Below are 12,884 nucleotides of genomic sequence, written 5' to 3' on the forward strand. Positions count from 1 at the left end.
CCATGCCTGAATCCCTTTCCCAGCCCGACGCCGCACCGTCTCGGCACGGCGAGCCCTTGCTGCAGGTGAACGACCTGCAGGTCAGCTTCAAGACCGATGACTCGCGAGTTCGAGCCGTCCGCGGGGTGTCGTTTGACATCTATCCCGGAGAGACGGTCGGGCTGGTCGGGGAAAGCGGCAGCGGAAAGAGCGTCACCAACCTGGCGTTGATGGGATTGGTCCCCAGCCCGCCGGGACGGGTCGACGGGGGCAGCGTGATGTACGACGGCAAGGACCTGCTGAAGCTCAGTCCTTTGCAAATGCAATCGATCCGAGGTCGACGGATCGCGATGATCTTTCAGGATCCGATGACGGCATTGAATCCGCTGATGACGGTCGGACAGCAGCTGACCGAAATGACCCGGCTGCACCTGGGGCTCAGCCGCCGGCAAGCCAACGAGAAGGCGGCCGAGATGTTGGAGCTGGTCGGCATCAGCGGAGCGTCCCGACGGTTGCGCGATTACCCTCACCAGTTCAGCGGCGGGATGCGGCAACGCGTGATGATCGCAATGGCGTTGTCGTGCGAACCCGACCTGCTGATCGCCGACGAACCCACCACCGCGTTGGACGTGACCATCCAGGCGCAGATTCTGGATCTGTTGCGTGAACTGCAGGAACGCCGCGGCACCAGCATCATCCTGATCACGCACGACCTGGGCGTCGTCGCGGAAACCTGTCACCGTGTGCTGGTGATGTACGCCGGCAAGGTGGTCGAGAAGTCCGATGCGGGGCCGTTGTTCGCCTCCCCACAACACCCTTACACCCAGGGGCTGCTGCAGTCCCTGCCCCGGTTTGATCAAGTCCAAACGACGCTGCGGGCCATCCCGGGCCAACCACCGGACCTGGGGAATCTGCCTGAGGGCTGTTCCTTCCGCAGCCGCTGCCCGTTGGCCATCGATCGCTGCGCCCGGGAAGAACCACCCCTGGCATCGGTGGGTGACCGCCGCGAGGCCGCCTGCTGGGTGGCGGAGGAGAATGCGAATGGATGACACGAGCACCAACACCCCGCTGCTGTCGGTTCGCGACCTGTGCGTCCACTTCCCCTTCAGCCGTGGTTCGATGCTGCGTCCAGAACATGGCGTGATCCGAGCCGTTGACGGACTGTCGTTCCAAATCGCTCAAGGCGAAACCTTGGCCCTGGTCGGCGAATCCGGTTGCGGCAAATCCACCACGGCCCGGGCGATCATCAACCTGGTTCACCCGACCAGCGGCAGCGTCCGTTTGCGCGGCGTCGAAATCGCCGGACTTAGTGACCGCGAGATGATGCCGCACCGACGCGTCGTGCAAATGGTTTTTCAAGATCCCTTCGCATCCCTGAATCCGCGAATGACGGTCGGCAGCATCATCGGCGAACCTTTGGCCGTGCACCGTCTGGCGTCGGGGAAAGATCGCAAGTTGGAGGTGCTGCGTCTGATGGACCTGGTGGGGCTGAACCCGCGATTTCTGAATCGCTACCCGCATGAGTTCAGCGGCGGCCAACGTCAGCGCATCGGGATCGCGCGGGCTTTGGCGGTCCAGCCCGAATTGATTCTTTGTGACGAACCGGTCAGTGCCCTGGATGTTTCCATCCAGGCGCAGATCGTCAATCTGCTGATGGACCTGCAACAAAAGCTGGGCCTTTCGTATCTGTTCATCGCGCATGATTTGAGCGTCGTCCGGCACATCGCCACTCGGGTCGGAGTGATGTACCTGGGCCGGCTGGCGGAAATCGGTGACGCGGCATCGGTGTACGCGCACCCGACTCACCCATACACCGAAGCACTGCTGTCGGCCGTCCCGGTTCCCGACCCGGTGTTAGCGGCCACCCGCCAGCGTATCCGCTTGGAAGGCGAAGTCCCCACGCCGGATCGCCAGTATGTCGGTTGTTCCTTCGTCGACCGTTGCCCCATCGCGGTCGAAAAATGTCGACACGATCGGCCGCCGCACGAACCCGTTGCGGCCGGCGAACCGGGCCACACCGCCGCCTGCTGGGAAAGAACCTGAATCGGCGAGCGAAGGCCGCAACGCCCCGGAAGAGGATAGACTTTGCGACATGCCGGATCTGATTGCTCAAGGACCGCAAAACTATCACCGTTGGCGCCGTGAAATGCCGGAGCCGACGACGCGGCATGATATCGTCATCGGACGAAGCGACGCGGATTGGAACGTTCCATGGGACGGGATGATCTCGCGGGCGCACGTCCGGTTGCGTGCTCACCCCAACGAGCGTGTGGAGGTGAACGTGGTTCGCACCGCGCGGAATCCCGTGTTCTACCGCGGACAACACACCTCGCGATTCACCCTGGTGCCCGGCGAACACTTCGTGATCGGGAACACAACGTTCACCCTGGCCGGACGCGTGGGCAGCGCTGGACGTGCACCGTTCGGCGATGCCGTCGAAGGTGAAGGAGTCGACGTCACCGAAAGCGTGTTTGATCACGTCGCCCTGCGTCGGCGGCATTTCCGCGACGTCAATTCGCGGATCGACGTGCTGACGCGTTTGCCGGATCTGATCGCCAGCAGCGACAGTGAGCAAGAACTGCTGGTGCGGGTGACCAGCGTGCTGCTGCAGTCGACTCCGGCGGCCGCTTCGGTGGCCATCGTTTCCGCCGCGCCGTTGGATCAACAACCGGCCGCGGACATCCAGGTGTTGCACTACGACCATCGGGGTGACGCACTCCGCGGCGCTTCGATCAGCCGGCGGTTGGTGCGGCGGGCGATCGAAAAGCGGGAAAGTGTTCTGAACGTGTGGTCAACCGGCGGCGCGGCGCCGGCCGGCGCCGCGTTCACGGCGCGCGAGGATGTCGATTGGGCGTTTTGCGTCCCGCTGCGAACCGAGGCCTGTCGCGGCTGGGCGATCTACATCACCGGACAATTGCCGGAACTTCCCAACGCCCGACTTCAACCGGGTGACGTCTCAGAGCAGTTGCAGGATGACGTCAAGTTTGCCGAACTGGTGGGGACCACCGTCGCCAGCCTGCAGCAAAGCCGACAGTTGCAGCGACGTCAGGCCGCGATGCGAAACTTCTTTGCCCCGGTTGTGCTGAAAGCACTCTCCAGCGGCGATACCGATAAAGTTCTGGAACCGCGCGAATCGGATTTGACCGTGATGTTTTGTGACCTGCGCGGGTTTTCCCGACGCAGCGAACGTGATGCCGGACAACTGCTGCAGTTGCTGTCGGATGTCAGCGACGCCCTGGGCGTGATGACCAAACACATTCTGGGATACGACGGCGTGATCGGTGACTTTCATGGCGACGCAGCGATGGGTTTCTGGGGCTGGCCGCTGGCCCAGGCGGACACGGCCAGGCGGGCGACCGACGCGGCGCTTGCCATTCGGTCGGAGTATCATCAATCGGATCTGGGATTTCGCTGCGGAATTGGCATCGCGCACGGTCCGGCGGTGGCCGGCCGGATCGGCACGACCGACCAGGTGAAAGTCACCGCATTCGGGCCGGTGGTGAATTTGGCCAGCCGGCTTGAATCGATGACCAAAATGTTTGGTGCCGAAATCATCATCGACACTTCCACCCGCAAGCTGCTGCAGCAGGCAAGTGATGTCCCGTCCGGTGACGCCATTCGTTGCCGGCGGCTGGCCAGGGTTCGACCGGCCGGATTTGAAGCCGCCTTCGAAATTCACGAGCTGCTACCGCCACTGGCCGGCAACGCCAACGATGTGACGGCCATCCTGATCGGCGAATACGAAGCGGCGCTGGACGAGTTTGCCCGTGGGGGGGACTCGCAGGCGATTGCCCGGCTGAAGAAGCTGCCCACGTGGGACACTCCCAGCCAACGTCTGATGCGGCTGATCAAGAACGGCGACCACGCCAGCGGCATCATCAACCTGCCGAAATAAGACTGATCGGAGGGCCCCCGCGGCGGCAGGGGACAGCCGGCGAAATCCGCGATGGCTGCGAGTGATCGGGCGGAAACGACCGGTTCGGGGCGAAGAATCGATCTCGGGTGTTCAACCCGGCACGTCGTTGTCAAGCTGGAGCGGTCAGCGGCACGGCACCTCAATGGGACGCGATCTGCCGATGCGTCCTGGCAACGCGATCGTCCCGACGCCGAAAACGCGCGACTCCTCCAGGAACCTTGCACCATGTCCGACTACGAAATGCTGGATGATCTGTACGCCTACAACGAGTGGGCGAACTCCAAGGTGTTGTCGCTCTGCGAAGGCCTGACCGCTTCGCAATTGGACCAGGAGATGCCGATCGGCAGAGGCTCGCTGCGCGCCACGTTGTTCCACATCCTGGCCGCCGAAGACGTCTGGATGGACCGTTGGACAGGAATTCCTTGGCGTCCGTTCCCGACCGATCCGGAAAGCATTCGTCTGGATGAGATTCAAGACGGATTGGACGAAGTGGCGGCGCAACGTCGGTCTTTGATCGAGCTGAACCGTCCGGCCCGCTGGTCCGAAACGATCACTTACCAGGACAGCAAGAAGAACGAGCACACGCATTCGCTATACGATTTGCTGCTCCACGTGGCCAATCATGGGGTGCACCATCGTGCCCAGGCTCTGCATTTCCTGAAAAAGTTTGGACGCACCGTCCCCGCCGGGCTGGACTACATTTTCTATCGGCTCGCCGCATCGACGGTCGATCAGGATCCCGCCGCGGTCAAACAGTTGCAGCAATTCGGTCTGTCGGTCGGCACAATCAAGTCGCGCGACCCCCAGTACGATGCGGCCCTGGTTCAGCGTCTGTACGCGTACCATGATTGGGCGATGAATGAGGTCTTCGACATGTGCGACACCGTCGACGTGGCCGCGCTGGATCAGGATTTTTCGATGGGATCAGGCACCATCCGCAAGTGCCTGCGACACCTGCTGGATGCGGAACAATGGTGGATCGACAACTGGTCGGGAGATTCCAACGACTTTCCACGTTCGGCGGAGGAAATGCCGTTGCAAGAAATCCAATCCCAGTGGAAGAAACTGAGTCGAAAGCGAAAACGATTCTTGGCCACCGTTGACGAAGATGCCGCCATGAAGGTGGTGACGGTGGCGCCCAACGGCCTGCCGACGTCCTTTCGCATCGGCGAATCGGTTCTGCAACTGCCGCTTCACGGTACCCACCACCGGGCCCAGATCATCAACATGGTCCGGCGTTCCAAGGGACGGTTGCACAACATCGATCTTTTGTACGCGATCGACGAACTGAAATAGTCAATTGCAAGCAGAGGCGTGATGTGCAGCCTGACCGACGGGTGCATCTCCCGTGAAAGGTCAATCACCTGTTGCGGTCCGAGTCTCCCAGTCGGATTGGAACCCTGACGACGCTCCGCGTCGTCACGGACCCGGCACTACCGCTGTGATTCCCACAGCCAGCGGACCGCGGCGGCGACCTCGTCTTCCTGGTCTTCGGGCACGACCCCGTCGTGATCCAGCCCGCGCAGGATGACCAACCGCTTCTCCGGCGGGAGTGCGTGATAAACTTGCATCTGCAATTCCGCCGGGACCAGCCGATCCAATTCGGATTGCAGCATCACCGTGCGAGTGCGGACCCGCGATGCCGTCCGCAACAGGTTCATCTCGTCGGGCAGACTTTCGGCGATCGGGTCGGTGAGGTGGCCCAGCGGATAGCGCCGCGAAACGCGTTTGACCGTCTCCACCAACGGCGGCGGGTTCCTCAAGATCAATCCGTCGATCTCCACATGACTCAGCGACGCGAGGGCCACGGCGGTGGCGCAGCCGAGCGAATTGCCCACCAGCCAGATTCTGGTGGTCGCATCGAATCGTTCGCGGACGTGTTGATAGAACTGCTGCGCATGTTGCGGAAGGATCCGCAACGAAGCGCGACCGCGACTGCTGCCGTACCCGGGCGGATTCCACGTCCAGACCTGCGACCGCACCTCGGGGAGGTAGTGGGCCGGCGCTTCGGTGGACCGCTCACCGCGTCCGGCGGTTCCGGGAAACTTCAGCACCACCAAGCCCGGAGGTTCCTCCGATGTCGCGTCCTGGGCCGACGTCTCGCTGCCCGGAAAGACGTCCTGCACAAAGCACTCCATCGTTTTCTCGCCGATCGGAATCAGTTCGCGGCGTTTGGGTTCAAACGGCAAATGATGCCGCGACGGACGCAGCACGAACCGATCAAGGACGCGGCCTCGCAAGGAGTGCAGCGACTGTTGAAAGAACCCGACGCGATGGATCTCGCCGGGCGTCGGTTCGTCGGGAACGTCACGATCCATGGTGGTGGCTGATTGCCTGGGTCAGCTCAGTGCACGCGTTGTCCGGGCTGAGCTCCCTCGTCGATCCCCAGAATGAAAACCTCCGCCCCGCCCGGACCGGCGGCGGTGACCATGCCCTCGCTGAGCCCGAATCGCATTTTTCGGGGCTTCAGGTTGGCAACCATCACGACCAGGCGGCCGACCAGTTGCTCCGGTTCGTACGCTGCCTTGATCCCGGCGAACACTTGCCGCCGTTCCTCGCCGCCCAGGCTGAGCGTCAGTTTCAATAGCTTGTTGGCTTCCGGAACTTGCTCGGCGGCGACCACGCGGGCCACCCGCAGGTCGACCTTGGCAAAGTCTTCGATGGTGATCTCTTCCGCCAACGGTTCATCCTTCAGCGGCTGGTCGCTGTCGTTGAAGCTGGGCAAAGCCTCCGCGGCGGCGTCGGCATCGGCGGCCTGTTTACTTTCCTCGATCATCTTTTGAATATCCTCGGGTTGAAGTCGTTCCATCATGCGTTTGAATTTTTGCACCGGTGTTCCCAGCAACGGTGACTTGCTCTGGTCCCAGGACGTCAGCGGGTCGCCAAGCAAGGCGGCACACTTGTCGGCCAACGACGGCAGCACCGGGGCCAGATAGATCGCCAGTTGTCGAAACAGGTTCAACGCGACCGTGACCACGTCGCGCAGTTCGTCCAACCGCTGAGGATCTTTTTTCATCTCCCACGGCTTGGCATGCTCGACGTAGGGATTGGCCGCATCGGCCAACTCCATGATCAACCGGGTCGCGCGGCTGTAGTCGGTCGCTTCGTAGGCGGCCGCAATTGCATCACCGGCCTCGGCGGCGCGCTCAAACAGACCGCCATCATCGGGGTATTCGGTCGACAGCCCCGTCAAGCCGGCAAACTTTCCGACCCGGCTGGCCAGGTTGACGACTTTGCCGACCAAGTCACTGTTGACCTTTTCAACAAATTCGTCGATTCCCAGATCCAGATCCTCCACGCGCGGAGTCAGCTTGGATGCATAAAAGTAACGCAACAGATCTGGATCGGCGTGCTTGAGATACGTTTCGGCGGAGATCAAGGTTCCGGTCGATTTGCTCATCTTTTCGCCGCCCACATTCAGAAAACCGTGAATGTGCACTTTGGTCGGCAGTTGGAACCCGGCGGTGTGCAACATGCCCGGCCAGAACAAGGTGTGGAAGTACGTGATGTCCTTGCCGATGAAGTGGTGAATTTCCGTTTCGGGAGAACGCCACCAATCGTCCAAGGATTCGCCGTGGGCCTGGCACCATTGGGCGGTGCTGCCGATGTAACCGATCGGCGCGTCGAACCAGACGTACCAGTAGTTGCCCGGCGAATCGGGGATCTCGAAGCCGAAATAGGGACCCGGGCGGCTGATGTCCCAATCCTTCAGCTCCTTGTCCGCCGCCAGGAAGTAGCCCTTGAGGTAGTTGGCGGTTTCTTTTTGCAGCGCGTCACTGCTGTCGATCCATTCACTCAACAGGGACCGCAACTTCTCCAGTTGGACGAACAGGTGGACCGCCGAACGGACCTCGGGGGTGGCACCGCTGAGTGTGCTTTTGGGGTTGATCAATTCGATCGGCGTGTAGGTCGCACCGCAGACGCAGTTGTCCCCCGGCTGGTCTTCCCGCCCGCACACCGGGCAGGTGCCACGGACGAAACGGTCAGCCAGGAAAGTCCCGACCTCGGGATCGTAAAGCTGGTCGACCGATCGTTCGACGACCAGGTCCGCCTTGCGCAGAGCGCTCCAAACGAAATGACACTGCTCGCGGTTGGCTTCGCTGTGCGTGCTGCCGTAGTGATCGAACTGCACGTGGAACCCGGAGAAATCACGCTGGTGCTGACCACTCATGTCGGCGATCAGATCTTCTTCGCTGCGATTCTCCTTTCGCGCGCGAATCATGATCGCGGTGCCGTGGGTGTCGTCGGCGCAGATGTAGACACAACGATTGCCGATCAGTTTCTGGAACCGGACCCAAATGTCGGTCTGGATGTACTCCACCAAGTGCCCGATGTGGATCGGACCGTTCGCGTACGGCAGGGCGCTGGTGACAAGAATGCGTCGCGTCATGAGCGGTTGAACGAGAATCTCGGTGGCGGCTAGTCGACAAAAACGTGCGGGCGGACCCTTGGTCCCCGGGGGGCGGATTGTAACGGCCGACGTGAAACACGTAATCCCGCATGTTTCACAGGGTTTCCCGCCGAACAGGTTCGCTTTGGGCTTGTCGCCGATGCGGGGCTTTTCAGAGAGTCATCGACGCCATCGTGACCGGAACGCGATCGCATGACGCCGAAGGATCGGCTGACACAGAAGTCTAGGGAGAGACACTTTGGAAACGCAAATGTTCACGCGTGGGGGGGACGGCGCTGCCAGTCTCCGACCCGGCGCCAAGCTCGTCTTCGCACTGGTCCTGTCCCTCGCGGCGTTGTGCAGCGGCACCGCGTCCGCCGCGGGAGCGATGCTGTTGGCCTTTTCCTCGGCTCATTGCGGCCCGTGCCAAGCGATGCAACCGGTGTTGGACCGGTTGGCCGCCAACGGGGTTCCGATCCGCGAAGTGGACGTCAATCGCGAAACCGAATTCGCCCGACGTTACGGGATTCGTCAAACCCCCACCTTCGTGGTGCTCTCCGGTGGCCGCGAACTGACACGCCTGGTGGGCATCCAGTCTGAACAAGAACTGCGAACGGCGTTGGCGATCAGTCCCACCGGACCGCTGGTCCGCACGGGGGCAAATTTTCCGGGCGATACCTCGTTGAATGCCCCGCAAACGCGATTGGTTCCTCCCCACTCCGCCATCCCACCGGCATCCCACCGCGCGGCGACCGACCAGATCGCACCCTCGCACGGCGAGCCGATGCCCAGTCTGTCGCTGGCCGAATCGGTTGAACGGGCGCAAGCGGCAACGGTACGTTTGCGTGTGCACGACGGTCACGGGTTTGGCGTCGGAACCGGAACGATCATCGACCGGCACGGCGACGAAGCGCTCGTGCTGACCTGTGGCCACCTGTTCCGCGAAACCAAACTGGAATCGAACGTCGAGGTGGACCTGTTCGTCGGCGGCAATGTCAAAACCGTTCCCGGCAAAGTGGTCGACTACGACGCGGAGGACCGCGACATCGCACTGGTCGTCATCCGGCCCGGATTCGACATCACACCGGTTGCGATCTTGCCCTCCAGTCAGAAGCCTGAAAACGGGCAGTCCGTGTTTAGCTTCGGCTGCGACCGCGGCGACGATCCCTCGCGGCGCGACACCCGGATCACGGGCGTCAACAAGTACAATCAACACATCAAAGCTTCCAACATTGAAATCGCCGGCGCACCGATCGACGGTCGCAGCGGCGGTGGACTGTTTGATCATTCCGGGAAGCTGATCGGAGTCTGCAACGCAGCCGATTACGACGGCGACGTCGGCATCTACACCGGTCCGGGAAGCATTCAGTGGCAACTTGATCGCGTCCAGCTTTCCCACCTGTACCAGGGTGTCCCCGGTGGCCCCGCCGCGAACATCGCCGCGCAACCGGCGACGAGCGATCCGCGCGTCGCGATCGCACCTGCAAGCTTTGATCAACCTGTCGCGCCAGCCCAACCGGGGCCGGCCGCGGCGTCCGCCGTTCGCCCCGCGGGACATCAAGCCCCGGCCGTTTCATCGGCCGCACCCGGCCAGGAAGTCATCATCATCGTCCGCGATCCGAACAATCCCGCGGCCGACCGCGTGGTGACCCTGGAGCACCCGACCAAGGAACTGATGGAGTTGATCCACCGGCAAGCGCGCTAAGCCACCGGGGACTGAGCACCGGACAGAGCATTCCAGCGCGCCGAAGGCCCGGCGTTTGCCCAGCCCAGCCCGCCATGACTGGGATCGCTCCGGCCGGCGGGGGCTCGCGGCGAAACCTTGACCGCGGCCGGGTGTTTGACTGGATGCTGCTCTGCATCTTGAAACACTCCTTTCTCCCCTCCTGGAGGCCTACGGTGACGGTCCGTCAAAACATCCCGTGCGGCCTGGGAGCAATGGTCTTCGCCACGCTGTGGCTCACGAGCGGCTTGCCCGATAGCGGCACGAACGTCGCCATGGGTCAGGGGCTCGCCGAAGTACTCCAGGAATCGACTCAGCCGACCCGCGAGCAACTCGCGTTTTTTGAGACCAAGATCCGGCCAGTTTTGATCCGTGAATGCTACGGATGCCACAGCCAGCAGTCCGGCCAATCCAAGGGGGGACTGCGGTTGGATAGCCGGACAGCCCTCCGCAACGGCGGCGACAGCGGACCGGCGGTTGTTCCTGGGGACCTGGAGTCCAGTTTGCTGTTCGGCGCGATCACCCATACCGACATGGTGATGCCGCCGCGGAGCAAGCTGGACGATACCGAAATCGCAGACTTCCGCCGCTGGATCTTGGACGGCGCAGCCGATCCGCGTGTTTCCGCACCGATCGAGCAACCGCAAGTGACGATCGACGATCAGACGATCGCCCGGGCAAAGGCAACGTTCTGGGCATACCAACCGCCGCAGCGGATCGCCCCCCAAGTCGCAACCCCGACCGCGAGCGGCCTTTCAAAGGACTGGTCTCTGTCGCCGATCGATGACTACGTGTTGGTCGACCTGATCAAGGCGGGCATCCGGCCGGCGGACGACGCTTCGGCAGAAACTCTGGTGCGACGGTTGTACTTCGATCTGGTCGGTCTGCCTCCGTCGCCATCGCAAACCGCCGCGTTCGTATCGGCGTTCGGAAAGGATCCTGAGGCCGCGGTCGCGGAAGTCGTCGATCGGTTGCTGGACGCGTCACAGTTCGGCGAGCACTGGGGACGTCACTGGTTGGACGTCGTGCGGTATGCAGAGTCGACGGGCCGCGAAGTCAACATGACCTACCCGAACGCCTATCGGTATCGCGACTACGTCATCGACGCCTTCAATGACGACAAGCCCTACGACCAGTTCGTCCAAGAACAATTGGCCGGCGACTTGCTTCCCGCGCGTGATGACGCGGAGTGGTCACGTCAGCTGATCGCGACGTCGTTCCTTGCGGTCGGCACGAAGAACGTGAATGAACAAAGTGCGGCGCAATTCTTATCCGATTTGGCTGATGAACAGATTGACGTGACCACGCGGGTGTTTCTGGGCACGTCGGTCGCGTGTGCCCGCTGCCACGACCACAAGTTCGATCCGATTCGGCAATCGGATTACTACGCGTTGGCCGGCATTTTCCAAAGCACCAAAACATTCTTCGGCAATCCGCCTTCGCAGTACGGATCGTTTGGCGGACCGCAAATCCGTCAAACCAGCAGTCTACTGCTGTTGCCCCAACCGGACGCCCATCCGATCGGCCGCTCGTACACGCCGGACGAACTATCCGATCTGCACCGGCAGGTTCAAAGCAGACTGGATCAACTTTCCGAACTTCGTCGCGGGGGACTTCAAACCCGGGCCGGCGCGTCGTCGGCTCAAATGCGGATCCGACTATCAAATGAACTGGCATCGCTGTCGGCAAAGCTCAGTGTCGTCGACCAGGAAGGCGTCCCGCGCAGCTATTGCATGGGCGTCCAGGACCGTCAGACGGTTGCCGACGTACCGTTGCTGGTCCGCGGTGAAATCGACCAGCGCGCCCAACGCGTCCCGCGGGGACTTCCCAAGGTTTTCGCCAGCGCGTTGACGATTCCATCCGACTCCAGCGGCCGACTGGAATTGGCCCGCTGGATCGGCAGCGACCAGAATCCGCTGGCAGCGCGGGTGATGGTCAACCGAATCTGGCACCACGTGTTCGGCCAGGGCCTGGTGCCGACCACGGAGGACTTCGGCATGACCGGAGCGGCGCCTTCGCATCCCGAATTGTTGGATCATCTGGCGATCGAGTTTGTGAATTCGGGCTGGTCCGTCAAAACGATGGTACGACAACTGATGACCACCCGTGCCTACCGGATGGCATCCACGTTCGACCGGGCCAATCACCAGCTGGATCCCGACAATCGCCTGCTGTGGCGGAGCAACGTCAAGCGTCTGAACGCGGAAGCGATTCGTGACGCGATGCTGGCGGTCGCCGGCAGCCTGCAAACCGAGCCTCCCCAGGCCTCCGTGGTCGCCGATGCAGGCTACCTGCGTGTCCGCGCCGGAACCTTGGAAGATCCCCGCGAAGCGGCGCGCCGTTCTTTCGAGCGAGCATTGGCCAGTCGCCGTGAGCAGATGCAGCGGATGCGCCGCGGCGGTGGCCGCCCCGACTTCTCGCGGCGCAACCCAATGAGTCCGCTCCGCGACGCCCCCGTTCCCGAGCGACAGGACATGTCCCTGGACCGTGTTGATGCCGATTACCGCAGCGTGTACCTGCCGGTGGTTCGCGATTTTGTTCCACGATCACTGGAAGTCTTCGATTTCGCGGATCCAAATTTGATCACCGGAGTGCGTGAGGCCTCCAACACATCCAACCAGGCGCTGTTCCTTTTGAATAACCCGCTGACATTGCGCTGCAGCGAAGCGTTCGCCGAACGGCTTGCCGCCGAAAGTGATGGCGTGGACGAACGCATCGAACACGCGTTTCAGTTGGCCTATGGCCGCGGACCCTCCGCGGGCGAGGCCGCCGCCTCGCGAGCCTACCTGCGGCAATCCGGACTGGATGAAGCACAAACGCTTGCCGCGTTCTGCCAGTCGTTGTTTGCTGCTGCCGAATTCCGTTATCTGTACTGA

8 protein-coding genes are annotated in these 12,884 nt (G+C 62.2%); 6 read left to right on the forward strand and 2 right to left on the reverse strand.

From position 1 onward, the window contains the following. Positions 1–2: 2 nt before the first annotated feature. From FYK55_RS18680 to FYK55_RS18695, 4 genes are all read left to right on the forward strand, one after another. A complete protein-coding gene (locus FYK55_RS18680) occupies positions 3–1,028 on the forward strand; it encodes an ABC transporter ATP-binding protein (RefSeq protein WP_150077978.1) in 1,026 nt (341 codons plus the stop codon). Next, complete coding sequence (locus tag FYK55_RS18685; RefSeq protein ID WP_150077979.1) at positions 1,021–2,022, forward strand: ABC transporter ATP-binding protein; 1,002 nt, start codon at positions 1,021–1,023, stop codon at positions 2,020–2,022. The genes FYK55_RS18680 and FYK55_RS18685 overlap by 8 nt, the downstream gene beginning before the upstream one ends. 49 nt (positions 2,023–2,071) lie before the next feature. Continuing rightward, a complete protein-coding gene (locus FYK55_RS18690; RefSeq protein WP_150077980.1) occupies positions 2,072–3,874 on the forward strand; it encodes an adenylate/guanylate cyclase domain-containing protein in 1,803 nt (600 codons plus the stop codon). 246 nt (positions 3,875–4,120) lie between these two features. Next, complete coding sequence (locus tag FYK55_RS18695; RefSeq protein WP_161604623.1) at positions 4,121–5,191, forward strand: DinB family protein; 1,071 nt, start codon at positions 4,121–4,123, stop codon at positions 5,189–5,191. 137 nt (positions 5,192–5,328) lie between these two features. Here FYK55_RS18695 and FYK55_RS18700 read toward each other — a convergent pair whose 3' ends face one another. Together FYK55_RS18700 and metG are read right to left on the reverse strand one after the other, a co-directional pair. Then, a complete protein-coding gene (locus tag FYK55_RS18700; RefSeq protein WP_150077982.1) occupies positions 5,329–6,213 on the reverse strand; it encodes an alpha/beta hydrolase in 885 nt (294 codons plus the stop codon). A gap of 26 nt (positions 6,214–6,239) precedes the next feature. Continuing rightward, a complete protein-coding gene (gene metG, locus FYK55_RS18705; RefSeq protein WP_150077983.1) occupies positions 6,240–8,285 on the reverse strand; it encodes a methionine--tRNA ligase in 2,046 nt (681 codons plus the stop codon). 271 nt (positions 8,286–8,556) lie between these two features. Here metG and FYK55_RS18710 point away from each other — a divergent pair, with 271 nt between their 5' ends. Then, a complete protein-coding gene (locus tag FYK55_RS18710; protein ID WP_150078161.1) occupies positions 8,557–9,990 on the forward strand; it encodes a trypsin-like peptidase domain-containing protein in 1,434 nt (477 codons plus the stop codon). A 194-nt stretch (positions 9,991–10,184) separates the two neighbouring features. After that, positions 10,185–12,884 carry a PSD1 and planctomycete cytochrome C domain-containing protein gene (locus FYK55_RS18715; protein WP_235908800.1) on the forward strand — a complete coding sequence of 900 codons (2,700 nt, stop codon included), beginning with the start codon at positions 10,185–10,187 and terminating at the stop codon, positions 12,882–12,884.

It is taken from the genome of Roseiconus nitratireducens (assembly GCF_008629675.1).
GTDB classification, from domain to species: Bacteria; Planctomycetota; Planctomycetia; order Pirellulales; family Pirellulaceae; genus Stieleria; species Stieleria nitratireducens.